General features: G+C 55.6%; 21 protein-coding genes. 11 read left to right on the top strand and 10 right to left on the bottom strand.

The window, feature by feature from the left end; all coding sequences use genetic code 11:
* Positions 1–57: 57 nt before the first annotated feature.
* The gene (locus RT340_RS00300) at positions 58–525 is read left to right on the top strand and encodes a hypothetical protein (RefSeq protein WP_211729218.1); all 468 of its coding nucleotides are present in this window, start codon (positions 58–60) and stop codon (positions 523–525) included.
* Here the strand turns inward: RT340_RS00300 and RT340_RS00295 are convergent.
* The gene (locus tag RT340_RS00295) at positions 517–1476 is read right to left on the bottom strand and encodes a D-2-hydroxyacid dehydrogenase family protein (protein WP_211729219.1); all 960 of its coding nucleotides are present in this window, start codon (positions 1474–1476) and stop codon (positions 517–519) included. The genes RT340_RS00300 and RT340_RS00295 overlap by 9 nt on opposite strands.
* Positions 1451–3055: an EAL domain-containing protein gene (locus RT340_RS00290; protein WP_211729251.1), complete on the bottom strand. Its 1605-nt coding sequence runs from the start codon at positions 3053–3055 to the stop codon at positions 1451–1453. The genes RT340_RS00295 and RT340_RS00290 overlap by 26 nt, the downstream gene beginning before the upstream one ends.
* A gap of 238 nt (positions 3056–3293) precedes the next feature.
* On the opposite strand from RT340_RS00290, the gene RT340_RS00285 reads away from it, so the two are divergent.
* Together RT340_RS00285 and RT340_RS00280 are read left to right on the top strand one after the other, a co-directional pair.
* Positions 3294–4058, top strand: a complete 765-nt coding sequence (locus RT340_RS00285; RefSeq protein WP_313373363.1) for a class II aldolase/adducin family protein — start codon at positions 3294–3296, stop codon at positions 4056–4058.
* Positions 4059–4067: 9 nt separating this feature from the next.
* A complete protein-coding gene (locus tag RT340_RS00280) occupies positions 4068–5015 on the top strand; it encodes an ABC transporter substrate-binding protein (protein WP_211729220.1) in 948 nt (315 codons plus the stop codon).
* Positions 5016–5129: 114 nt separating this feature from the next.
* Here the strand turns inward: RT340_RS00280 and RT340_RS00275 are convergent, their stop codons facing one another.
* The 4 genes from RT340_RS00275 to RT340_RS00260 all read right to left on the bottom strand — a co-directional run bounded on the left by RT340_RS00275 (position 5130) and on the right by RT340_RS00260 (position 9579).
* The gene (locus RT340_RS00275; protein WP_097119391.1) at positions 5130–6176 is read right to left on the bottom strand and encodes an AI-2E family transporter; all 1047 of its coding nucleotides are present in this window, start codon (positions 6174–6176) and stop codon (positions 5130–5132) included.
* 90 nt (positions 6177–6266) lie between these two features.
* Complete coding sequence (locus RT340_RS00270; protein ID WP_176505806.1) at positions 6267–7919, bottom strand: ABC transporter permease; 1653 nt, start codon at positions 7917–7919, stop codon at positions 6267–6269.
* Positions 7920–8891, bottom strand: coding sequence for an ABC transporter substrate-binding protein (locus tag RT340_RS00265; protein ID WP_313373362.1), 972 nt, complete (start codon positions 8889–8891; stop codon positions 7920–7922).
* Positions 8869–9579 (bottom strand): ABC transporter ATP-binding protein, encoded by a 711-nt coding sequence (locus tag RT340_RS00260; RefSeq protein ID WP_313373361.1) that lies wholly within the window; start codon positions 9577–9579, stop codon positions 8869–8871. Before RT340_RS00260 ends, RT340_RS00265 begins: the two co-directional genes overlap by 23 nt.
* A 228-nt stretch (positions 9580–9807) precedes the next feature.
* On the opposite strand from RT340_RS00260, the gene RT340_RS00255 reads away from it, so the two are divergent.
* On the top strand, positions 9808–11031 hold the full coding sequence (locus RT340_RS00255; RefSeq protein WP_283216376.1) for an MFS transporter: 1224 nt from the start codon (positions 9808–9810) through the stop codon (positions 11029–11031).
* 312 nt (positions 11032–11343) lie between these two features.
* Here RT340_RS00255 and RT340_RS00250 read toward each other — a convergent pair whose 3' ends face one another.
* A complete protein-coding gene (locus RT340_RS00250) occupies positions 11344–12159 on the bottom strand; it encodes a TIM barrel protein (protein ID WP_313373360.1) in 816 nt (271 codons plus the stop codon).
* A 413-nt stretch (positions 12160–12572) separates the two neighbouring features.
* Here RT340_RS00250 and RT340_RS00245 point away from each other — a divergent pair, with 413 nt between their 5' ends.
* Together RT340_RS00245 and iolB are read left to right on the top strand one after the other, a co-directional pair.
* Positions 12573–14078 (top strand): CoA-acylating methylmalonate-semialdehyde dehydrogenase, encoded by a 1506-nt coding sequence (locus tag RT340_RS00245; protein ID WP_313373359.1) that lies wholly within the window; start codon positions 12573–12575, stop codon positions 14076–14078.
* 25 nt (positions 14079–14103) lie between these two features.
* On the top strand, positions 14104–14922 hold the full coding sequence (iolB, locus tag RT340_RS00240; protein WP_313373423.1) for a 5-deoxy-glucuronate isomerase: 819 nt from the start codon (positions 14104–14106) through the stop codon (positions 14920–14922).
* Positions 14923–15081: 159 nt separating this feature from the next.
* Here the strand turns inward: iolB and RT340_RS00235 are convergent, their stop codons facing one another.
* Both RT340_RS00235 and iolC read right to left on the bottom strand, forming a co-directional pair.
* A complete protein-coding gene (locus RT340_RS00235; protein WP_034819711.1) occupies positions 15082–15927 on the bottom strand; it encodes a MurR/RpiR family transcriptional regulator in 846 nt (281 codons plus the stop codon).
* A 208-nt stretch (positions 15928–16135) separates the two neighbouring features.
* Entirely contained in the window at positions 16136–18049 is a 1914-nt protein-coding gene (gene iolC / locus RT340_RS00230) for a bifunctional 5-dehydro-2-deoxygluconokinase/5-dehydro-2-deoxyphosphogluconate aldolase (protein ID WP_313373358.1), read from the bottom strand.
* Positions 18050–18596: 547 nt separating this feature from the next.
* Between iolC and iolD the strand changes: the two genes are divergently transcribed.
* From iolD to iolE, 3 genes are all read left to right on the top strand, one after another.
* On the top strand, positions 18597–20531 hold the full coding sequence (gene iolD / locus RT340_RS00225) for a 3D-(3,5/4)-trihydroxycyclohexane-1,2-dione acylhydrolase (decyclizing) (protein ID WP_034819705.1): 1935 nt from the start codon (positions 18597–18599) through the stop codon (positions 20529–20531).
* A 149-nt stretch (positions 20532–20680) separates the two neighbouring features.
* Entirely contained in the window at positions 20681–21694 is a 1014-nt protein-coding gene (locus tag RT340_RS00220; RefSeq protein WP_038644253.1) for a Gfo/Idh/MocA family protein, read from the top strand.
* Between the two features lie 46 nt (positions 21695–21740).
* Entirely contained in the window at positions 21741–22637 is an 897-nt protein-coding gene (iolE, locus tag RT340_RS00215; RefSeq protein ID WP_034819699.1) for a myo-inosose-2 dehydratase, read from the top strand.
* A 99-nt stretch (positions 22638–22736) separates the two neighbouring features.
* Here the strand turns inward: iolE and glpD are convergent, their stop codons facing one another.
* Positions 22737–24245, bottom strand: coding sequence for a glycerol-3-phosphate dehydrogenase (glpD, locus tag RT340_RS00210; RefSeq protein WP_313373357.1), 1509 nt, complete (start codon positions 24243–24245; stop codon positions 22737–22739).
* 228 nt (positions 24246–24473) lie between these two features.
* On the opposite strand from glpD, the gene glpE reads away from it, so the two are divergent.
* Positions 24474–24800 (top strand): thiosulfate sulfurtransferase GlpE, encoded by a 327-nt coding sequence (glpE, locus tag RT340_RS00205; RefSeq protein WP_313373356.1) that lies wholly within the window; start codon positions 24474–24476, stop codon positions 24798–24800.
* Between the two features lie 32 nt (positions 24801–24832).
* Entirely contained in the window at positions 24833–25657 is an 825-nt protein-coding gene (glpG, locus tag RT340_RS00200) for a rhomboid family intramembrane serine protease GlpG (protein ID WP_160833803.1), read from the top strand.
* The last annotated feature ends 35 nt before the right edge of the window (positions 25658–25692 follow it).

Here is a 25692-nt window from a genome sequence, read left to right as displayed (position 1 = left end):
CTTGCCAGCCTGTCATCATTCGGTAATACTCTGCCGCCTGGCTCAGGTGGAGTGTTCATGTCGAGAAAAAACGCCCGATTGTTTGAGAATCCCTGGCTGTCGCAAATTGACAGTGTAGAAAGGAATCTTATCAATTATGCGCCTGATGCACGGCGACCGTTCACCGATCCTGTGGCACCGATTGGTTGGATCGACTGCGGTGAACGTGCCGATGCCCAATTGGCATTACTGGCCCAACAACCTGATGAACTGCTGAAACGCCTGAAAACCTGGCGGCAGGCGGGATTGCTCACCAGCCAGGCGGCCGAGAGTTTGCGGCAGCTGCAACGCCTGACGCAAACCAGCATCGCGCGTAATCAACCCATTACCCAGCTTGATGAGTATCAGCAGTTGGTGGGACAGCTGACGCCGACCTTAGAACGTATTAACCAGCGCCTGAATGGCCAGCGCCCGCCAGTCACGCTGGCGGATGACACACTGGAAGTGGCGCTGCGTATCGCCGAAAAACGCCGTCGCTCAGAGTAGCGATCGCAGTGGTGCGCCGCTTATCCATCCCTGAATATCTTCCACTGCCTGCGTGAAGTAGGTGCGGTAATTGCTGTCGGCGACATAGCCAAGGTGCGGCGTGGCCAGCATATTGGGCAGATGGCGCAACGGGTGGTCAGCAGATAGCGGTTCCTGTTCGAACACATCGATTCCGGCGCCAGCCAATTGACCGGATTGCAGCGCGGCAATCATCGCTTGCTGGTCGACAAGTGCGGCGCGTGAGGTGTTGATCAACAGCGCGCCTGGCTTCATCTGCGCCAGTGCAGCGTGGTCAATCACGTGGCGCGAGCGCTCGCTGAGCACCAGGTGCACCGACACAAAATCGCTCGCTTGCATCAAGGCGTGCAGCGAAGGCATCCGTTCTGCGCCACATTCGGTCGCGCGTGAGTCGGTGAGATTTTGACTCCATGCGCATACGCGCATCCCAAAGGCCTGCGCCACTTTGGCCATCTCGCCACCGATTTTACCCAGCCCCACTAAGCCCAACGTTTTGCCCTGCAAACCGAGCCCCAGCGTTTGCTGCCACGGCCCGTTATTGCGCATTGCCTGATTTTCTAACCTGATGTGGCGTGCCAGCCCAATCAGCAAACCCCAGGTGAGCTCCATCGGTGCAGCGCTGCTGCTGGCGGTGCCGCACACGGCGATATAGCGCTCGGCACAGGCGTGCAGATCAATCGAGGCATTACGCATGCCGGAGGTGACCACCAGTTTCAGGTTAGGCAAGCGACCAATCAGTTCGGCCGTGAGCGGTGTGCGCTCGCGCATAACAACGAGGATATCGGCGTGTTCGATATGGCGCACCCGCTCATCTTCATTGTCAAAATGCCGGGTCAGTGCGGTGGTGTGTACGGTTGGTTGCAGCGATGCCCAATCGGCCAGCGACAGGGCAACGTTTTGGTAATCATCAAGAATGACGCAATTCAGGCTCATGGGATTCCTCAACGAGAAGTGGCTGACGCCCTTGCTCATTGAGCCAGGCGCGAAGCCGGTCATTATCCATCGGACGGGCATAATAGTAGCCCTGAATGTAGACAACGCCACGTTGCTTCAGGTAGTCGAACTGCAACGAGGTCTCCACACCTTCACCGAGCACATCCAGCTTGAGTTTGTGGCACAGATTTATGATGGCATCCAGCACCGGCGTTTCTACCTCCAGACCTTCAATGGCGTTAATAAAGCCGCGATCGATTTTCAGGTAATCCAGCGGGAAGGTCAGCAGATAAGAGAGTGAGCAGTGGCCGGTACCAAAGTCATCAATCGCCACTTTCATGCCGTGTGACTGCAGGTAGCGGAGTTTACGCGCCACCAGTTCGCCGTCATCAATCAGGCTGCGCTCAGTGAGCTCCAGCGTCACCACCATCTGCTTGTCTTTAATGCGGCGGGCAAAGCGCTGAATGTCCTGCACGAAATCGGCATGTTGCAAGTGTTCTGCCGCCACGTTCAGGCCAATATGGAAACCGGGCTCAACCTGCCAGCCCTGAATATCTTCCGCCATCAGATCCAGCAAATGCTGGGTCAGCTGCACAATGATCCCTTCAGATTCGGCGTGGCTGATAAAGATATCCGGACGGATCATCTCACCATTCGGCAATTGCCAGCGCAACAGGGCTTCCGCGCCTTTGCAGCGCTCGATTTCCGTGCTGTAAACCGGCTGGTAATGGACCGAGAATTGACGGCTTCGCATCGCGCGGCGGATTTCATCGGCCCACGAAATGCGGCGGCGCAGCCAGTTGGCGGTCAATACCATCAGCAGGATAGAAAAAATCGCCGCCATCGGCAGGAAGATAAACAGCGCCTGACGCCAGGCTTTCAGCAACTCGGAGGCAGGCACGGTGACATTCACGCTAATGGGGTAGCGGCCGGATTCGGCCTGATAAGGCTCACTTTTCAGATACAGTTCGGGTTCGATATCGGCCGGGCCGCTGGTAATGGGTGCACCGCCGCTAAAGCGCATGCTCATCTGATAGCCACGCGATTCGCCAATCGCGTGCATAAAGTCCATCAGATACTGACCATCAATCACCGCCCAGAAGCCGGTGCTATCTGGCAGTTGACGCACAAACACCACGGCGGGCCGATTGGGCACGCCGTAAGTGCCACGAATGGAGAGGCTCCACCAGGCTTTACCCGTGATCGGCGGTGGTTGCATCATCATCTGGGTCAGGGTGCCATGCACCAAACCAAACGCTGATGAGCAGCTGATGTTCTCGCCACTCAGCAGACCGACGGAACGGAAATAGGCGTTGAGGGTGCCAGCGCGCTGCAGTTGATCCTCGATCTTCGCACAAGGCTGATAATGGTACTGACGCAGCTGGGTGATCATATCCCAGGCGTTATCACTCATTTTTTCGGCTTGAGTGAGTAAGGAGTCAGCGGTGGAGATCTGCTGCTGGCTCACCGTGTGCCGCGCTTCAATGGCCGTACAAAGGATGCCCAGTACCAGTGGTAATAACCCGGCACAGACAATTAACAGCCAGCCAAAATCGCGATTTTTTCTTTGCGGTGGCACCTGACTTTCCTCGGTCATTTTAAGCAGCAGATGAGGGCTAAGCTGCGGCGTCAGCAGCATAACACTTCCAGGGGCCGTGCATATTAGCCTTTTGATTTTGCTCTGGGCTGACTCAGGTCAAATATCGGCGTCGCTTTGCGTTAATTGACAATGTTTTGCCGTTATTGGCATTTCCCAGCGGGAAAAGCGCTGTGCCACGATGATGGGAAAGCATATTGACCTGAAATGAGGAGCGAAAATGAGCACTGAAACCCTGGATGTGGCTTCCCTGCGCCAACGCATCAGCGAAGGCGAATGGCAGGCGCGTGTGAAGCTGGCGCAGGCCTATCACCTGGCGGCCAGGCTGCGCTGGACCGACCATATCTACACCCACTTTTCTCTGCGTGTGCCGGGCGATCAGCCCCATTTTCTGATTAACGCTTTCGGTCAAACCTTCGATGAAATCTCGGCGGAGACGCTGGTGAAAATTGATATCGACGGAAACATCATTGATGACCCGACGGGGCTGGGGATTAACCACGCGGGATTTGTGATTCACAGCGCAATTCACCGTGCACGTCCGGATGCGCATGCCGTGCTGCATACGCATACGGCGGCGGGCATTGGTGTCTCTGCGCAGCGCAACGGGTTGCTGATGATTTCGCAGCACAGCACGCGCTTCCACCATCGTCTTGGCTATCACGATTACGAAGGCATTGCGCTGGATCTTGATGAGCAGCAACGCATTGTGGCCGATCTCGGCGATCTTAATGCGCTAATCCTGCGCAATCACGGCCTGCTGACCTGCGGCGGCAGTATTGAAGAAGCGTTCTATAACCTTTACTACCTGGAGCGTGCTTGCCAGGCGCAACTAGCGGCTCAGTCGGGCGGTGCGGATTTGATCATCCTGCCTGATGAGGTATCCGAGAAAGCGGCGCAAGCCTTCGACAACAGCATCCGTAACCACAAATATCAGCTGCACTGGGATGCCTACATCTGCCAGCTCAACCGCAACGCACTCTGAGAATCCCTTATGAAATGGCTGAAACTGGTAGTTTCGACGCTGTTGCTGTGCGCGGCGTTTAGTAGTCAGGCGGCACCTGATTTGAGCAAAGTCACTCTGGTGCTGGGCGATCAGGCGCGCAATTTGCGTTCGCTGATTGAGGCCGCCGATGTCATGAAAGATGCGCCCTATCAATATCGCTGGGCGAATTTCCAGGGGGCGGCACCGCTGTTTGAAGCACAGCGTGCGGGGGCGGTCGATACCTCCTACGCCGGAGATTTGCCGGTATTGATGGCGGCGTCCGGTGGCGTACCGTTGAAGATCATCGCCACCAACGTCGGCGATGCCGGTTCGAACGGATTGATCGTTCCGGCGGATTCGCCAATCCACAGCGTAAAAGATCTGGCCGGAAAAGAAGTGGTGGTGTCATCGGCGCGCGGCAGCATTTCGCAGCATCTGTTGTATGAAGCGCTGGAAGAAGCGCAGGTCAAACGCGATACGGTGCCGGTGCGGTTTGTTTTGCCAACCGATGCCAGTGCAGCGTTTAATTCCGGGCAGATTGCCGCCTGGGCCACGTTTGATCCCTATCTGGGGATTGCTGAACAGCACGGTGCACGCCTGCTGCGCGATGGCAAAGGGTTAACCACGGCACTGTCGTTTGTCACTGCCACGCAGAGTTCGCTGGACGATCCCGCTAAGCGGGCGGCGATTGTCGATTTCACCCATCGTTTAGCCAAAGCCCGCGAATGGGCACTGGAGCACCCGCAGCAGTACAACGCAGTCTATGCCCAGTTAACACGTCTCTCGCCGGAAGATGCGCAGAAAATTACGCCGCGCATTTCACACGGCGTTCGGGGTGTAACGGCAGAAGATGTGGCGAAAGTGCAGAAGGTGTCAAATCTGTTTAGCGAGCTGAAGATTTTGCCGAACAAAGTCGATGTGCAGGCGATTACCGATAACAGCGTCTTTACTCAATAATCGCCAATCCTGCGCAATAATCGCGCCGTTACACTTATGTGCACATCAACCTGCGCGAAGCCTCTCGCCGCGACGCTGATGTGCACATGCTGTAGCGGTGCAAACCCCTGGCTATTAACGTGGACGCGATCCCGGTCGGCCGTTGCCTAACATAATCGCCAGTCGGCTGCCACCCGGCGTGGTCTCCATCAATATCTTAGTGACGCTGGTCAGTGGTACTGACAGCAGCATGCCCACCGGCCCCAACAGCCAGCCCCAGAATATCAGCGACAGAAACACCACCAGCGTCGAGAGCCCCAATCCGCGCCCCATCAGCTTTGGCTCCAGCATATTGCCAAACACCATATGAATCGCACTGAACAGCGCGACCACGAACAGCGCATCGTAGACGCCATTTAACACCAGAGCCTGAATAAACGGCGGGATGCCGGCGATGATGGGGCCGATATTGGGCACGAAGTTGAGGATAAACGCCACCACGCCCCAGAACAGCGCGAATTTCACGCCGATCAATTCCAGCACCAGCCATACCGCGAGCCCGGTGATGACGCTGACCAGGGTCTTTAGCGCCAGGTAGTGGGTCACGCCTTTGAATGCGCGGTGTAACCCCGCAATGCGGATTTGCGGATTGATCATCGCGTTGCGCATTTTGTAGGGCAGATGGCGCACTTCGAACAGCATAAACACCACGGTGAGGATCAGCAGCAGCACGTTGGTCATGGCACCGGAAAACTGTTTCAGCAGCGTGGTGGCCAGATCCATCATCACATTCGGGTCGAGCCGGGCAGCTAAGGCTTCCGTTGAGACATTGATATGAAAGCGAGCGGCAAAGTGCTGCACCACGCCGAGCTTTTGTTCCAGCATGCTGCGGATTTGCGGATAGGTGTCGCTGAAGTCACTGGCCGAACTGGCCATCACGCCAACCAACAACAGGATGACGATAAATATCACGCTGATCACCGCAGTGATGGCCAGACCACGTGGCACGCCTCGACGCATCAGCAGGGTGACCAGTGGATTCAGCACAATCGCCAGAAAGCTGGCGAGCAGGAAGGGCACCAGAATTTCTGACGCAGCACGGATGCCCGCCAGAATAATCACCAGCATCGCCATTTTGACCAGCATGTTCTGGCCAATTTTTTCCTGGGGCAGGTTGTTCATTTACTCTCCTGAGTCATCAATGGCTCAGGAGAGTGTAGTTGAACGAAAGTAAGTGATTGTTTATTTAGGAATAAGCGAAACGTCAGTGTGTTATTTCCCCTGACGTTGCATTAGCGCTGTGGCGCCCAGCATCAGGGTGAGGCTGGCAAGCAGTGTCACGGTGGCCATCGCCATCCCTTGACCCACGGAACCTTGCTCGAACTGACGCCAGATAAAAATCGCCACGGTTTGCGTCCCGGCGGGTGCCAGCAGCAGCGAGGTCACCAGTTCGCGTGATGCCACGGCAAACACCATCATCATCGCGGCCAGCAGACTCGGTGCGACCAGCGGCAGGACGATCAGGCGCAGCGCCTGTAAGCGTGACGCGCCGTGCACGCGCGCCGCCGGTTCCAGCGTGGGGGCCAGTTGGCGTAGCGCACTGCTGACATAGCGTACCGGCCACGGCAGGAGCAGGCAGCTGTAGGAAAGCAGCAGAATAAACATTGTGTTGTAAGGGGAAACCGGCCAGAAGCCGCGGTTCCACAGCAGAATCAACCCGACGCCGACCACCACGCCGGGCATGGCGGCAGGCAGCAGCGCCAGGCCATCCATCATCGCCAGCAGGCGCGTTTTTCCTTCTGACACGCGCCAGGCAATCAGGAAACCGAGCAGCCCAGTAAGCAGTGCTGCGCCCAGCGCCAGCCCAATGCTGGTGGAGAAGGCCGCTAACGCATCCCCTTGCTGACTAAATAGCGCGCCGAAGTGGCGCAGCGTCAGGTTATCCAGATGCAGGCCGCCGGAAAGGGTATTCAGTAATCCACTCAGCGTCATTGCGCCCAGCGGCAGTACCACGGCGAGTAAAACGGTGAGGATAAACGGCAGCAACATCAGCGGCAGCCAGCGCCCGCCCTCGGCAAGCTCCTGCACCACCGGTTTGCCGTTAACGGCCGTGACATCGCTGCTGCCGGTCAGTTTGCGTTGCAGGAACCAGGCGGTGAGCGCCACCAGGCTCAGCATCAACGAGAGCGATGCCGCGCCCGGTAAATCGATTGGCCAGTCCGCCAGTTTGGTTTCGATACCTACCGTCATCAACGTCAGATGCGCCTGAGTGCCGAGCGCCGCAGGCACGCCGTACTCTTCAATCGCCAGCGTGAATGCCAGCAGCACGCCACCGGCTAACGCTGGCAGTGTCAGCGGCAATGTGATCTGGGCAAAAGCGCGCCAGGCTGATGCGCCGTGCACGCGAGCCACCCAGGCGAGGCGTTGACCGCTCGCCATCAGCGAACGCGATACCGCAAAGTAGACCACCGGGAAGATATTCAGCGTCATCACCAGCGTCATGCCGGTGCTGCTAAACAGCAGGCTATCAAGGTTGAAGCCAGTGAGTTGTTGCAGATAGCCGTTGCGTTGCAGTGCCAGCGTCCATGACAGCGCCACGATATAGGGCGGGGTGAGGAAGGGGATCAGAAACAGCAGATCCCACATTGCCGCCCCCGGCAGACGGAACAGGCCGCGCAGTGCGCCGAGCGGTAAGCCCAGCAGCAAACTGCACAGCGCCACGCCGCCGCCGATTTTCAGCGTGCCCAGCCACATCGGAACCAGCTGGGGATCTTCAAACAGCGCCGGTAACGCGCTGAAAGCCCCACTCCAGTTCCCCTCGCCAAGCTGTGGAAACAGTGCCTGTAGCACGATAAACAGCAGCGGCAGTGCCACCAGCAGCATCAGCGCCAGCAGAATCAATCCATTCAGGGCACGCGACATCATTTACTGTCCGAACAGAGCGCCAAAGCGCTTCAGCACCGCCGAGCGCTCGATGCTGCCATCGCTATTGGCGGGCAGCAGTTTGATCTCGGTGAACAGCGGACGCTGGGCTTTGATGTCGGTACGTGCAGGCATCAACCAGGCCTTCGCGACCTGCTCCTGGCCTTCATCCGACAGCACATAATCGACGAACTTCTTCGCATCATCGGCATGTTGGCTGCTTTTCAGAATCATCATCGGACGCGGGGCCACCACGGTGCCGTTTTCCGGGAAGATCACTTTGACGCTTTCCCCCTGCGCAATGTTGTTATAGGTGACGTAATCCACTGCACCAAACACCGCCGCTTTCGCACCCTGCAATACTGGCGTCACCGCCTGGGCATTCGGGCCGCTCATCACCATGCCGTTGGCTTTTAACTGGTCAAACAGCTGCCAGGCTTTTTCACCTTCGCTATTTTGCAGGCCAATCAGCAGATCGAGTGAAGCACCAGAGAGTGCCGGATCGGGGGTGGTGACTTTGTCTTTAAACGCGGATGCAGTCAGATCCTGCCAGGTTTTTGGCTCTGGCGTGCCGCTCTTGGTGTTCCACACGATGCCGAGCGCGGAAATGCCCTGTGCCACGTAGTTGGCCGTTTTGAACTGATCCGGCACTTTAGCGGCATTGGCGCTTTCGTACGGCAACAGCCAGCCACGATGTTGCAGATCTTCAGCGGTATCCCATGAGGCAGAGATCAGCACATCGGCTTGCGGATTAGCCTGTTCGGCTTCCAGACGCGCCATCACTTTGCCGGTGGTGGCCTGGAAGATATTCACTTTAATACCGGTTTGCTTTTCGAATCCGGTGGCCAGACTTTTTGATAGCGAACCCGGACCGGCGGTGTACACCGTCAGTGCCTGGGCATCGTTGATCATCATAGCGGAGGTCAAAATCATCGCGCTGATGGCTCCTGTTTTAACTGACTTGAGAGATGGCATTGCGGTCCCCTGAGAGGTGAGTAACGGAAATAATCTGGCCCTGTGCCAGGTGAATAATGCGGTCGGCGAGCGTGTTGGCTTCCTCGCGGTCATGCGTGACATAAACAGCGGTAATGCCCGCGCTGCGCAGTAAATCCGCCATGGTGTGCAGCAGGGTTTCACGCAGGTCGCGGTCAAGATTGGAGAGCGGTTCGTCGAACAACAAAATCGCCGGTTTAGCGACCAAAGCGCGGGCGAGGGCGACGCGCTGCTGCTGTCCGCCAGAGAGCAACGCCGGTTTGCGATCGCCAAAATCAGCCAGGCCGACCTGCGCCAGCGCCGCATCGGCCTGTTCACGTGCAGCCGCTTTTTTCACACCGCGCATGCGCAGCGGAAACGCCACGTTTTGTGCCACGGTCATATGCGGCCACAGAGCGTAATCCTGGAAAACCATGCCGAGGTTGCGCAACTCCGGCGCATCGCAATGACGCGCGGAGGCAGCGCAGCGATCGCCAATCCACAACTCGCCTGCCGTGGGTTGCAGCAGGCCCGCCAGTAGTTTCAGCAGCGTGCTTTTGCCACAGCCGCTCGGGCCGAGTAGCGCAAGGATTTCGCCTGCGGGAATCGTCAGGGACAGATCGTGCAGAATCGTCAGATTGTTCACTGACCATCTGAGATTTTTCAGTTCGATAGGCACGGCATGCGTCACTGGCCACCTCCGGCAAAGGAGTGGCACTGTGGCACGCGCGCCTGACAGCAAATCAGGAGCAGCATCAGATTGTGTATCCTCTTTGGGATTTGATGGGCGCGAGTGTAAGTGGGCGATATGACGAAATGATGACCACAAATTAGGGCGATCACCGGATGCAGTACGCAGGAAAAGGCGTATAGTTAGCCTTCTATACAAATATTTAGTCACCCACGAGCGCAATCACTCATGCCTGACCAGCCTGCCGCGGCCCCTGAACACGGCCGACTTCGCCTGAATCTTCTGATCCTCTCCATTGTGAAGTTCAACTTCGCCAGCTATCTCACGATTGGCCTGCCGTTGGCGGTGCTGCCGGGCTTTGTCCATGACGGATTGGGCTACAGCGCCTTTTGGGCTGGGGTCGTGATCAGCCTGCAGTACATCGCCACGCTATTAAGCCGTCCGCATGCGGGTCGCTATGCAGACATGTGGGGGCCAAAGAAAGTGGTGGTGCTGGGGCTGGTGGGTTGCCTGATCAGCGGCATCTGTATTTTGCTCTCGGCACTGACTGAAGGGCAGGGCGTGCTCAGTCTGATTTTGCTGTGTCTGGGGCGCGTGATACTGGGCGTGGGGCAAAGTTTCTCGGGCACCGGCACGTCACTGTGGGGTGTGGCGCGCGTTGGGTCGCTGCATATTGGCCGGGTGATTTCCTGGAACGGTATTGTCACCTACGGCGCGATGGCGATCGGTGCGCCGCTCGGTGTGGTGATTTTCCGCAGCGGCGGTTTACTGCTGCTTTCGGGCATTATTATCACCATCTGCGTGCTGGCGATTGCGCTGGCGCTGCCGCGTGCGCCAGTGAAAGGCAGCAAAGCCAAACCGCTACCGTTCCGCGATGTGCTGGGAAAAATCTACGGCTTCGGCCTGATTCTGGCGATGGGATCGGCAGGTTTTGGCGTGATCGCTACCTTTATCACCCTGTTCTATCAGGATAAGGGCTGGGATGGTGCCGCCTTTGCCTTAACGATGTTCAGCGCCGCCTTTGTCGGTACGCGTCTGCTGTTCCCCAACGCGATTAATAAGCTCGGTGGCTTGCGCGTCGCCAGCATCTGTTTTGCCGTTGAAGCGGTCGGACTGTTTCTGGTGGCGGGATCGTTCGATCCGTGGATGGCGAAAATGGGGGCGTTTCTGACCGGTGCAGGTTTCTCGCTGGTGTTCCCGGCGATTGGTGTGGTGGCGGTGAAAGTGGTGCCCCAGCAGAATCAGGGCAGCGCGCTGGCGACCTACACGGCGTTTATGGATTTGTCGCTAGGTATCACCGGACCGATTGCGGGTTTTATCATGAGTTACGCCGGGGTGTCGCTGGTCTATCTGCTCACCGCGCTGCTGGTATGTCTGGCGCTGTTCTGCACGCTACGCATGATGAAGCGGCAGCCACAAGAAGCGGCTGTGGAAATCAAAGAAAATGCCTGACTTCTATGAATAAAGCACCCTCACATCATTCATCCCAATCGCTCAGGCGCATCTAAACAGGGTCTTCAATCGCTCAGGCATCCTCTAAATAGTTTACGTCAGAGCAAGGCGGCAAGTTTGTAAGTCCTCAGGAGCTTACGTCCGTAAGTGACTGGGGCGCACAAACGCGGCCAACGCAGCTATGACGTAAAATATGACGAGGATGGAAAAAAGGGCCTCCGACCGAGGCCAACACTAACAAAGTGTGTCTTGTTATGGACACAGATAAGGGTAGGGGAAACGGCGGCACACACCCTCGGCCGCCGTTATAAATCAGGCTTGCAGCAACTCAATACTCTGGCGAATCTCGCGCTCAATCTCTTTCGCGCCCCACTTCTCCAGCTCCGAGGAGAATGGCTCAAAGGCGTAAATGCCCTTATAGCCGAGCATCTCCAGACGCTTCACTTGCGCCACGCTGTTCAGCACATCGCGGTCGCTCAGCATAATGCGCTCTTCATCCGTCAGTGCCGCCGTTGGGCGGGTATCTTCCACGCCTGAGAGATGCACTAAGCCAATCTGGTTCACCTCAATCTCCTGCGGGAACTCCTGCTCGGCGTTCTCGTAAAGGTGATGATGGAAGGTATCCAACAGCAATTTAAACGGCACGCCCGCCTGCTTAATCAGCTTTTGCGTCTGCACCGCAGAGCGCAGTGAACTCACCGGGAAGCCCAGTGGCTCAACCAGCCCCTGAATACCGTATTCAGCGAAGCGCGGTGCCAGGATCTGCAACGCCTCCAGCGTTTTCTCTGGTGCGATGGCAATACCCTCGTTCAATGGGCACATCACCAGCGCTTTGGCACCAATGGCTTTCGCTTCTTGCAACATCGCTTCGGCTTTGCTCAACAGCGTGTCATCAGGGCGGTTAAACGGATAAAGCGCGTTAATGGTCTCTATCTCGATGTGATACTTATCCGCCAGCGATCGCAGCTGCGATGCGCTCAGACCATCGGTGACCTTGCCGCCCGGCATATCGTTACGCAGTTCCACTTTGCTCAAACCCAGTCGCTGAACTAACTGGAAAAAGGCTTCAAGTGAGAGCGCGGGCGCAATTTTACGGTTGATACAGAAACGGGTTGGATCGATGGCCATGTGTGGCTCCTGTAATAGGATACGGTTCAGATGCTGCAAAGAAAACATTTATTTCATTGTTAGTGAATTATGAAATATCAGATATTGGATCTTCCTCGCAAAAATTTCATGTTTCGTTTCGCGTAACATCATGCTGGCGTGATCTCAGTGGAAATTGTGTGGTCACAAAGGGTTATGATTGCGTGTCGGCAAGAGAGGCAGGGCGCCGATCGAGCGAGGTTTGCGGCCTTGCTGCAGGGAAGGCGGGAAAAATGCGATCCATGCCGCTAAAAGGAAATTTTCCAAAAAGAAGTATTTGAAAAATTTATTTCATTGTAATAGCTTCATAGCACGCTTTTCGTATTGCCTGGTCAGGTGGCGTTGCAGTGATAACCGACTGCCTGCAGGGAACTTCACATCAAAGAGGCAACGACATGACTATCGTAGGAAACTTTATCGGCGGCAAGATTACCCACAGCGCCAGCAATGAAACCATCCCGGTATACGATCCAGCCACCGGCAAGGTCGCGCGTGAACTCACGCAGAGCACCGCTGCTGAAGTGGAAAAAGCGATCGAAATCGCCCATGCCGCGTTCCCTGAATGGTCGAAAACAGCGCCGCTGCGTCGTGCCCGTGTGATGTTCAACTTCAAAGCACTGATGGAAAAACACCGTGACGAACTGGCTGCGCTGATCGTGTCTGAGCACGGTAAAGTGTGGTCGGATGCGTTGGGTGAGCTGACGCGCGGTATCGAAGTGATCGAGTTTGCCTGCGGAATCCCGCATCTGATCAAAGGTGAAAACTCACCAAGCGTCGGCACCGGCGTGGATAGCTACTCGCTGATGCAGCCGGTTGGTGTGGTGGCGGGTATCACGCCATTCAACTTCCCGGCGATGGTGCCACTGTGGATGTTCCCTATCGCCCTGGCGTGCGGTAACACCTTTATCCTGAAGCCACCGGCGCTGGATCCATCAGCCTCTGTGCGTATGGCTGAACTGCTGAAAGAAGCGGGACTGCCGGATGGCGTGTTCAACGTGGTGCACTCCTCTAACGAAGATGCTGAGCAGCTGTACAAAGATCCGCGTATTGCCGCAGTGAGCTTCGTCGGTTCTTCCGGCGTGGCCGAGCACATCTATAAAACCGCCAGCGCCCACGGCAAACGTGTGCAGGCGTTTGGTGCGGCGAAAAACCACGCCATCGTAATGCCTGATGCCGATCTGGATGCCACCGTGAATGCCATCATGGGCGGCGCGTTTGGTTCTGCCGGTGAGCGTTGCATGGCGCTGCCTGTGGTTGTTGCAGTGGGCAATGATACTGCTGACAAACTGATTGCGCGTCTGACGCCGCTGATCAAAGCGCTGCGCATCGGCCCCGGTATCCAAAAAGGTGCTGAAGTGAACGAAATGGGCCCGGTGGTTTCTGCCGCGCATCAGAAGAAAGTCCTGGGCTACATCGACAAAGGTGAAGCCGAGGGCGCAAAACTGGTGGTGGATGGTCGTGGCGTAAAAGTCGCAGGCCATGAAGAGGGTTATTACGTGGGCGGCACCCTGTTTGATAACGTGACCCCGGACATGGTGATCTGGCGTGAAGAGATCTTCGGACCGGTATTGAGCATCATGCGTTCTACTGATTTTGACAGTGCACTGAAGCTGGTCAACAGCCATGAATTCGGTAACGGCAGCGCCATCTTCACCAGCAACGGCCACACCGCGCGTGAGTTTGTGCAGAACGTGGAAGCGGGCATGGTGGGTGTTAACGTGCCGGTGCCAGTGCCAATGGCGTTCCACAGCTTCGGTGGCTGGAAGCGTTCGGTGTTTGGTGCGCTGAACGTGCACGGTCCAGACGGTGTGCGTTTCTACACCCGCATGAAAACCGCCACCGTGCGCTGGCCGAGCGGTCAGCAGACTGTTTCAGAGTTCAGCATGCCAACGCTGGGCTAATCTCGCTTAACTTAGGAGATCGATGATGTCTTTGATTTCGAAAGCGCAGCAGCCAGACAGTAATGGTCGTATCCAGCACGTCACGCCAGAAAGTGCGGGCTGGGAGTACGTCGGCTTTGATGCCTACCTGCTGAAGAAGGGCCAGAGCCTAAAGCTCAGCAGCGGCGATAAAGAACTGTGTCTGGTGCTGGTGGCGGGGTTTGCCTCGGTAAAAACCCGCAACGCGGAGTTCCCGAACCTGGGTAAGCGCCTGTCACCGTTCGAGCGTATTCCACCGTACTCGGTGTATGTGCCGCACGATGATGAAGTAGAAGTCTACGCCGATAGCGATCTGGAGCTGGCGGTGTGTAATGCACCCAGCAGTGGCAACTTGCCTGCGCGCCTGATTGCGCCGGAAGATGTGGGTGTGGAGCAGCGTGGTAAAGGACGCAACCAGCGTCTGGTGCACAACATTTTGCCGGACAACAAAGAAGCGGACAGCCTGCTGGTGGTGGAAGTGTATACCGACGAGGGTGCGACCAGTTCGTACCCCAGCCATAAGCACGACCAGAAAACCAGTCCGGATGAGACCTATCTGGAAGAGACCTACTATCACCGTTTCGATCCTGAGCCAGGCTTCGCGATGCAGCGCGTGTATACCGACGACCGTTCACTTGACGAGTGCATGGCGCCGTATAACCGCGATGTGGTGACCGTCCCGCGTGGCTACCATCCGGTGGCCACCATTGCGGGTTACGACAATTACTATCTGAACGTGATGGCCGGTCCGGTGCGTTTGTGGAAGTTCACCTGGGAGAAAGACCACGCCTGGGTGAACAGCGATAAGTACCCGCGCAGCAAATAAAGTCGCAGGTCGCCATAATGGCGACGCTACCGACTAGCGATACGCTTGTCGTTGGGTGCACAGTGATGTGCATCTGGCAGCACACCGCAAGATATGAATGACAAATGTAAAAAGGGCAGCCAAATGGCTGCCCTTTTTGATGTACAACATCTGGCGAAGTTATTCGCCGGTGCCGGTATTATTGAGCGCTAATGAAACCGCCAGCGTCTGTGCCAGGCAGAGGGAGGCAACCTGCGAACGGAAGCCATCCACCTGCGCTTCGCGCACCACAAAGCACACATCGCTGAAGGCGGCCAGTGGGCTCACCTGGCTGTCGGTAATAGCAATCAGATGTGCGCCGCGCTTGGCACCCAACTCAACCAGCTCAACCGCTTCACGCGCATACGGCGAGTAGCTAATGGCAATCACCACATCTTTGGGATTCACCATGCTCAACTGCTCGGTGAACATGCCGCCGAGGCCGTCGATCAGGAATGCACGACGCTCCAGATGGCGCAGCGCATACACCAGATAGGACGCAACGCTGAATGAACGACGCAGGCCAATGATGTAGATATTCTCCGCTTCATCCAGCATCTTCACCGCTTTGTTCAGCTGGTCCGGATTGACCTGCATCGCTAACTGCTGCAATGCCTGGCTGTTCACCATAGTAAAGACGTTGAGGATTTCTACCGGGCTTTCAGGCGAGCTGGCGCTGTCATCAGTGGCAGTCTGGCGGAACAGGCGAGCACGCTCGGTGTAGTTCACGGTTTCTTCCATCAGGTGCTGACGGAAAACCTGTTTCATTTCGTTGAAACCGCTGAAACCAAAGGCGTTGGCAAAGCGGATCAGCGTGGAGGGCGGCACATCGGCCTGTTGCGCGATGGAAGCCACGGTATCGAATGCAATGCTGTTGCTGTTATCAAGAATATAACGAGCCACCTGCTTCAGGCGTTTACTCAGCGTCTCATAGCGACGACGGATATCGTCCTGTAACAAGGTTAATTGGGTTGGATTGTTGGTCATGACTTCGGCCCGTCAAAAAATGAAAATATGGCTGGATAATGAGCGCTATAGTACCAGATGGATGGAAAATTTCATTTGTTTGACGCTATCGTGACGCTTATTTCATCGGTTTATGAAATGCCTCACAAAAAGAAGTGATTAGCGGCAGTGCTGATGCCCATAAAAAAAGCGGCCCTTATGAGCCGCTTTGGTACTGCTTTAACGCCAATCAGCCACGCGCGGCGCGCCAGTAACCAATCAGTCGCAGATAGTTGCCTTTCACCGTTTCAATCAGCGCTTTGTCATCCAGCTCGCCGTTGAGCCACTGACGTGACGGTTGACCGAAGATGGTACGGCCGACGGCGAAGCCTTTGACCCACGGTGCCTGCGCTGCAGCGGCGAAACCGGCTTTCAGCGTCTCTTCCGGCGCATCAAGGCCGAGCAGCAGAATGCCGCGGCAGTGGGGATCGTTCTGTTCGATCAACCCGCTGATAGCCTGCCAGCTCTCTGCCGACAGCGGTGGCAGTTTCCACCAGTCCGGCTGAATGCCCAGGCTATAGAAGTGGCTCAGCATGTCGTAATAGTACGATTCATTACGGTCCGGATTGCTCTCCGGCAGAATCAGTTCCAGCAGCAGCTCATGCCCGCTCTTGTTACAGCCGTTCCACACATCAAGTACCAGTTCATCCTGCTCTTTACGCAGCTCGGCGCTGTCGTGCGGATGGTAGAACACCAGGCATTTCACCACGTGCTCTGCTGGCCAGTCGACCAGTTGCGAGCCGATGTTACCGTGCTCCAGACGCAGGGGACGCGAGCTTGGCAGTTCGATCGGACGGCCAATCCACCAGTTTTTACCGGTAATCGCGTTCAGTGCTTTCTGGCCGTAGGTGGTATCCGCCAGAATCCCACTCTTCTCATTTAAGCCTGCTTCGTTGGCCGCTTCCTGCGCCGCCTGCAATAGCAGCAGTTTCAACTGTGGGATCTTATCTTCACTGACGCCTGCTTCACGGGCCATATCGGCCAGCTGTTTGCGATGGTCGAACGCGAACACGTTGAGTTCTGGCCACTGCTGTTTACGCGTGGTGACGCGGTGCAGCTGGTTGAGACGCGCATCCAGATCCGGGCGTTTTACGTCTTTGTCGCGAGCGAGGAAATCGTCCAGCTCTTCTTTGGTTGGCATCGCTGGCGCGCAACCATGGCGTGAGACCACCAGCGCACCACAGGCGTTGGCGTAGCGGCAAGCCTGTTCCCAGCTTTCATCATTCAGCCAGCCGCGCAGCAGGCCAGACATAAAGGCATCGCCTGCACCCAGCACGTTCAGGACTTCAACGCGAACGCCGGTTTGCAATTTTGTCTGCTCCCAGCTGTCCGGGATATCACCTTCAAACACCACGCACCCCAGCGGTCCACGTTTACAGACCAACGTGGCTTTACTTGCCTGGCGCACATTTTTCAGTGCTGTCAGCGTATCCGTACTGCCGCCGGCAATGTGGAACTCTTCTTCCGTTCCTACCACCAAATCGAAATAGTGCAGCACTTCCTGCAATTGTTTCGTGACTTCACCGGATTCAACGAAACGCGTTTCGCCATCGCCCAGTGACGTCAGCCCCCACAGCACCGGACGATAATCGATATCCAGTGCGGTGCGCAGACCATTTCGCTTGGCGATATCCAACGCTTTCAGTACTGCCGCGCGGGTTTGCGGATGTGAAAGATGCGTACCGGTGACCGCGACAGCGCGAGAAGAGGTGATGAATTCCTCTTTAATGTCATCCGGCACCAGGCCCATATCGGCACAGTTGTCGCGGTAGAAGATCAGTGGGAAGGTATCCTCATCTTTAATACCGAGGATCACCAGACCGGTCAGGCGGTTTTTATCGGTGATCAGCCCATCGGTGTTACAACCCACGCGCTGCAATTCTTCTCGCAGAAAGCGGCCGTTATGTTCATCCCCTACGCGCGCCAGCATGGCTGATTTCAGGCCCTGAATGGCTGTTCCATAGGCCACGTTACCGGAAGAACCGCCCAGATATTTATTAAAGCTGGTCATATCTTCCAGACGTGATCCGATTTGCTGACCGTAGAGGTCGACGGCGATGCGTCCGATACAAATCACATCAAGCCGCTTCTGTTGTGTACTCATACCTGTGGTTTCCTTCTGTGATAAGCAGACACTGGGGCGAAAACGCCCAACATCAAGCGCTATGCTTCCGGGTTCTCAAGGTGCCTGATTGGCTATGGTGGCAGTATGAGGAATAAAAATTCCAAATACAATATGAAATGAAACATCCATCGCGATTTTGTGACCGAGGTAAAACTCTGCACGATGCGCTATCACGGCATGCTGTTTAGCATGGGTTTCACTGATGCTATGGCTTGTGAGCCAGGTCGCAGGAAAATAGCTGTGAATAAAGGAAGCTACTGAAGTGAAATGAAATTTCGCTATCTTGTTAAAATGCTATTTTGTCATTTCACTTTTTCCCCTGCAACGGCCTTCGCTGGCAACGTTTCATCGCTGAATTTGATCTCCATCGCAAAATGAAATGTTTCTTCTGTAATTACGTTTAATGAAAAAAATATTTGTTTATAATCGCCACACGTTTCACTTATCCGCGGGTGCCGTCACGGCAGCGAAAACCCGAACCGCGTTGTACCTCACGTCAGGTACCAGCATGTAAAGGAAGAAGCATATGGGCACAATCAGACTTACCACGGCACAGGCGCTGGTGAAATTTCTTGATAACCAGTATCTGAACGTTGACGGCGTTGAAACCAAATTTGTGAAAGGCATTTTTGCCATTTTTGGCCACGGTAACGTGCTGGGACTGGGGCAAGCGCTGGAGCAGGACAGCGGCGATCTGGTGGTGCATCAGGGTCGTAATGAACAGGGCATGGCGCATGCGGCGATTGGTTTCGCCAAGCAGTCGCTGCGTCGTCAGATTATTGCCTGTACCTCTTCAGTGGGACCGGGCGCGGCGAACATGATCACCGCAGCTGCTACGGCGACCGCGAACCGCATTCCTTTACTGCTGCTGCCGGGCGATGTGTTCGCCACGCGTCAGCCCGATCCCGTTTTGCAGCAGATCGAGCAGAGCCACGATCTCAGCATCAGTACCAATGATGCCTTCCGCGCGGTGAGCAAATACTGGGACCGCGTTAGCCGTCCTGAACAGCTGATGACTGCCTGTATTAATGCCTTGCGTGTGCTGACCGATCCGGCGGAAACCGGTGCCGTGACCATCGCGCTGCCGCAAGACGTGCAGGGTGAGGCCTGGGACTTCCCGGAATATTTCTTCCAGAAACGTGTGCACCGTCTGGATCGCCGTCTGCCGACAGCTGCTCAGTTGGAAGATGCGCTGTCGCTGATTGCGCGTAAACACAAGCCGCTGATTATCGTGGGTGGCGGTCTGAAATATTCCGATGCCGGTGCCGCGCTGCTGAAATTCGCGGAACGCTTTAACATTCCGTTTGCGGAAACACAGGCCGGTAAAGGCACCATTGTTTCTGATCATCCGCTGAATGTGGGTGGCGTCGGCGAAACGGGCTGCCTGGCAGCTAACCTGTTGGCGAAAGAAGCCGACCTGGTGATCGGGATCGGCACGCGCTACACCGATTTCACCACCGCTTCGAAATGGATTTTCCAGAATCCTGAAGTGAGCTACCTCAACATCAACGTCAGCAATTTCGACAGCTACAAGCTCGATGCAGTGCAGCTGTTAGCGGATGCTCGCGAAGGTTTGACCGCACTGGAAAGCGGACTGAAAGGCTTTGAGAACCACTGGGGCGGTCAGGTTGAGCAGGCACAAAGCAAGCTACTGAAAGAGACGCAGCGTGTGTATGCCGCCACTTATAACACCGACGATTTTATTCCCGAAATCGCCGATCACATTGACCGTGAAGCGCTGTTTACTGAGTTTGAGCGCCTGACGCAGTCAGTGCTGACGCAGAGCAGCGTGCTGGGCACCTTAAACGAGCAGCTCCCAAAGGATGCAGTGATTGTCGCGGCAGCGGGCAGTCTGCCGGGCGACCTGCAACGCATGTGGCGCACCAAAGATTACAACTCGTACCACGTTGAATACGGCTATTCCTGTATGGGCTACGAAGTCAATGCCGCGTTGGGCGTGAAGCTGGCCCAGCCGCAGCGTGAAGTCTATGTGATGGTAGGAGATGGCTCGTTCATGATGTTGCACTCCGAGCTGGTCACCTCGATTCAGGAAGGCGCGAAAATCAACGTGGTGCTGCTGGATAACATGACCAACGGCTGTATTAACAACCTACAGATGGAACACGGCATGGACAGCTTCACCACCGAGTTCCGTTTCCGCAACCCGGAAGGCGGCAAGCTGGATGGCGGCTTTATTCCGGTCGATTTCGCGGCGATTGCGGGCGGTTACGGTTGCAAAACCTATCGCATTACCACGCTGGAACAGTTGGAAGCTGCACTGATTGACGCGCAGAAACAGACCGTTTCAGTGCTGTTCGACATCAAAGTGCTGCCAAAAACCATGATTCACAAATATTTCAGCTGGTGGCACGTTGGTGTGGCTCAGACTTCAACGTCTGAACGCACGCAGGAAGTGGCCGACAAACTTAACGTGCATATCGAACAAGCACGTAAGTACTAACACCCTTTTTAGGCCGGCGTTCGCCGGCCTTGTTTAACCCTATGTCCCCCAAATAATTCGAGAATCAGGAAGGCGGCCAACGAGAGCAGCCAACGCACCTGCATCTTGAAATATGAAGGGCATACTTATCCGACTCTACAGGTGTAATTATGACGCTCAAACTCGGTGTAATTGGTACCGGTGCAATTGGTCAGGATCACATTCGTCGCTGCAACAATGTGTTGCAGGGCGCGAAAGTGGTGGCGGTTTCAGATATCAACGTGGAAGGGGCCCGCGCGGCGCTGCAGCGTTTGAATATCGAAGCTGAGGTGTATCAGGATGGTCATCAGGTGATTAACTCGCCGGAGGTGGATGCCATTCTGGTGACATCATGGGATCCGACCCACGAAGAATTCACCCTTGCCGCCATTGCTGCTGGCAAGCCCGTGTTCTGCGAGAAGCCGCTGGCGATGAGCGCCGAAGGCTGCCGTCGCATCGTTGATGCCGAAATCAAACACGGTAAACGCCTGGTGCAGGTGGGCTTTATGCGTCCGTACGATTCAGGCTATCGCGCGTTGAAGAAAGTGATCACTGACGGTGAAATCGGCGAGCCGCTGATGCTGCACTGTGCGCACCGCAACCAGAGCGTGGGGGAAAATTACACCACCGATATGGCAATCACCAACACCCTGATTCACGAGCTGGACGTGCTGCGCTGGTTGACCGAAGACGATTATAAATCGGTGCAGGTGGTGTTCCCGCGTTCCACCTCGAAGAGCCATGCCAAATTGAAAGATCCGCAAATCGTGCTGTTCGAAACCCAGAAGGGCATTCGTATTGATGTCGAGATCTTCGTGAACTGCGCATACGGCTACGACATTCAGTGTGAAGTGGTGGGCGAAGAGGGCATTGCCAAACTGCCTGAGCCTTCATCTATTCAGATGCGTAAAAACGCGCGTCTCGGCAATGCGCTGCTCACTGACTGGAAAGACCGTTTTATCGAGGCTTACGACGTTGAGCTGCAAGCTTTCATCAATGACGCCACAGCGGGCAAGTTGACCGGGCCTTCCGCCTGGGATGGTTTTGCTGCCTCCGTTGCGGCGGATGCCTGCCATAAAGCCCAGAATAGCGGCGCTATCGAGCCGGTGACCATGCCAGCGCGTCCAGACTTTTACGCCAAATAACTGAGCCTGTGCGCTAACACTTCTCTCTCAGAATCAGGGAATTGAAATGAACAAAGACAATGTAAAACTGGCGATTGCGCCAATCGGCTGGACCAACGATGACATGCCAGAACTGGGCAGCGAAAACACCTTCCAGCAGACCGTCAGTGAAATGGCGCTGGCAGGCTTTACCGGCAGTGAAGTCGGCAGCAAATATCCGAAAGATCCGGCAGTGCTGAAACCGATGCTGGAAATTCGCGGTATTCAGATCTGCAATGCCTGGTTCAGCACCTTCTTCGCCAACGGCGACAAGGCGAAAACCATCGACGAGTTCACCCAGCACATGAACTTCCTGCACGCCATGGGCGCGCGCGTGATTGGTTGCTCTGAGCAGAGTAAAAGCATTCAGGGCACCACGCTGGCAGTGCTGGAGCAGAAGCCGATCTTCACCGATGAAGAGTGGCGTCTGACAGCGGAAGGCTACAACGAGTTGGCTGAGATCGCGGCGAAGAAGGGCATGCGCGTAACGCTGCACCATCACATGGGGACCGGCATTCAGACCCCAGCGGAAATCGATCGCTTTATGGAATCAACCAATCAGAATGTCGGCCTGCTGTATGACACTGGCCACATCTACTACTCCGAAGGCTCACAGCAGGCGATGCTGGATGTGCTGACCAAATATCTGCCACGTATTTTCCACGTGCACCTGAAAGATGTGCGTGACAGCGTGGTGGCTGAAGTGCGTGAAAAATCACTGTCATTCCTCGATGGCGTGAAGAAAGGCACCTTCACCGTGCCGGGCGACGGCGTGATTGATTTCAAACCGGTGTTCAAAATCCTCGACGATTACGGTTACAAAGGCTGGATGGTGGTGGAAGCGGAGCAGGATCCGGCGCTGGCCAATCCGTTCGAATATGCGGTGAAAGCGCGTAAATATATTCGCGAGAATACCGGCTTATAAGTTCAATGATGCGCGATTTATCGCGCTCTTTTGACCATCAGACACAATAAAAAAGGCCGTTATCCCTTACAGGATAACGGCCTTTCTATTTGGCCTGGATTATGAAGCCAGCGACAGCGCCGGTTTCTGACCGTTGACCGCCAGCCACTCACGAATGCGTGCCTGCTCGGCTTCTGTCAGCCACATACCTTGTTTGGTACGACGCCAGATTGCGTCATCCAGTTCGCGCACCCATTCATTTTTCACCAGGTAGCGCAATTCAGCTTCATAAAACTCGTGACCGAAGTTCTCGCCCAGATCCGCCAGACTGCTTGCGCCTGCCAGCAGTTCTTCGGTGCGGCTACCGTAGGTACGGGCAAAGTGGCGCGCCATGCCTTCGCTGATAAACGGATAACGACGACGCAGACCTGCGGCGTAATCTTCACGGGTGCCAGAGAAATCACCGCCTGGCAGTACTGCTGATTTAGTCCAGGCTGGACCGGCGTTGGGATAGTACTTCGCCAGTTTTTCCAGCGCGTGCTCTGCCAGCTTAAGATAGGTGGTGAGCTTACCGCCAAATACCGACAGCAGCGGCGCCTGGCCATTGTCGTCATGCACATCCAGCGTGTAATCACGGGTGATGGCCTGCGGTGAATCCGATTCGTCATCACACAGCGGACGCACACCAGAATAAGTCCAGACGATGTCATCTTTGCTCAGCTGCTGTTTGAAGTGTCCGTTAAACACTTTCAGCAGATAGCTGATTTCGTTGTCATCGATCTTCACGTCTTTCGGATCGCCTTTGTACTCCACATCCGTCGTACCGATGATAGAGAACTCGTCCATCCACGGAATCACAAACACGATACGGTTATCTTCGTTCTGCAGGATATAAGCCTGCTTTTCACGGTGTACGCGCGGCACCACAATGTGGCTGCCTTTGATCAGGCGAATACCGTACGGCGATTTCAGCTTCAGGCCATCATCAAAGAATTCTTTTACCCAAGGTCCAGCGGCATTGACCAGGCCTTTGGCACGCCACGTGAAGGTTTTGCCGGTATCAATATCTTCCGCTTCCACCATCCACAGGCCACTCTCACGCCATGCACGGGTCACGCGGGTGCGGGTGCGCACTTCGCCGCCCTGTTTCACCACTTCCTGCGCGTTGAGCACGACCATACGCGCATCATCCACCCAGCAGTCAGAATATTCGAATCCGCGCGTGATCTCAGGCTTAAGGGCCGATTCCGCGCCAAAACGCAGGCCTTTACTGCCCGGTAAAGTGGTGCGTTTACCCAGACGGTCGTACATAAACAGGCCAAGGCGAATCATCCACGCCGGACGCAGATGCGGGCGATGTGGCAAGCGGAAGCGCATTGGGAAGGCAATGTGCGGTGCCATTTTCAGCAGCACTTCACGTTCAGCCAGCGCTTCGCCCACCAGACGGAATTCGTAATGTTCCAGGTAGCGCAGGCCACCGTGGATTAATTTAGAGCTGTTGGAGGAGGTTGCACAGGCCAAATCCCGCGCCTCCAGCATCAGCACTGACAGTCCGCGTCCTGCAGCGTCCACTGCAATGCCGGCTCCGTTAATGCCGCCGCCGATCACGATCAGGTCTTTGGTTTCCACGTCATCTCCTCCGATGTTCGGAATAGTTCTAAAATGTTCGTTTTCGAGCGTAATGATAATCGGAAACCAACATTGATGCCAGCGCTTAACTCAATAAAAACATTTTTGCGTGATATAGCTAACATTCCTGCAGGAAAAAAAATCCATAGCCATAACTTTTGTCAGGTTATCGCGACGGATTCTCAGGTTAAACTAGGCGCTAATTGTGACGACCTTATGAGAGACACCATGGAAAACTTCGAATGTATTTCGGTTCAGCAGGCTAACGAGCACCTGGCACAAGGCGCGCAGCTGGTGGACATTCGCGACCCACAAAGCTATGCCATGGGCCACGCGACAGGCTCGTTACATCTGTCGAACGACAATCTGGCGGACTTTATCGCGCAGGCGAATCATGAGCTGCCGGTGCTGGTGATGTGCTATCACGGCAACAGCAGCAAAGGTGCAGCACAGTTCCTGTTAGGGCAGGGTTTCAGCGCTGCCTATAGCATTGATGGTGGTTTCGACGCCTGGCGTAATGCGTTTCCAGCGCAGGTTGCGACTGGCAGCGTCTGAGCCGATCCCTAAAAGGAAGGAGAGCACGCACGATGCGCATTACCCAGTTTAACCATCCCCGCATGGCACAGGCATTTGTGGACTATATGGCCACACGTGGCGTCACGCTGCGTATTGAGCGCGAAAGCCACTATGTCATTATGCTGGATGACGAAACGCAGCTTTCAATGGTTGAAAACGAACTCGCACAGTTCATTCGCGATCCCAACCATCCGCGTTATCAGGCGGCCAGTTGGCACACCGGCAGTACCGAGAGTGGCTTGCGCTACGAGCGCAGCAATATCTGGGCGAATATTCGTGAACGCGCAGGTCCGCTCACCATGACGATCATGATCGCCTGCGTGGCGGTGTTTATCATGATGCAGATTGTTGGCGATGATGTGGCGCTGGATTGGCTGGCGTGGCCTGCTGACTCCTCACAGTATTTCCAGGTGTGGCGCTGGTTTAGCCATGCGTTGTTGCACTTCTCACTGCTGCACATCCTGTTCAATCTGATGTGGTGGTGGTATCTCGGTGGCGCAGTGGAAAAGCGTATTGGCAGCGGTAAGCTGTTTGTGATTATGCTCATTTCCGCGCTGTTGAGCGGCTGGATGCAGGCCAAATTCAGCGGTGTGCTGTTCGGCGGACTATCGGGCGTGGTGTATGCGCTGATGGGTTATTGCTGGCTGCGTGGCGAGCGCGATCCCGAAAGTGGCATTTATCTGGAGCGTGGTCTGATGGGCTTCGCTATTGTATGGCTGATTATTGGCTGGTACGGCGCTTTTGGGCTGTCGATTGCTAACGCTGCACATGTCACCGGCTTGCTGGTCGGCCTGGCCATGGCGTTTGTCGATACGCGCAATGTGGCTCGTCGGTAGCAGGTATAAAAAGAAAACGGCTCTGAGCCGAGGAG

Source organism: Pantoea sp. CTOTU50773, assembly GCF_032082325.1.
Taxonomy (GTDB): Bacteria; Pseudomonadota; Gammaproteobacteria; order Enterobacterales; family Enterobacteriaceae; genus Pantoea; species Pantoea communis.
Note: the sequence above shows the minus strand (reverse complement) of the source record. Positions and strands in the feature narration are given on the sequence as shown.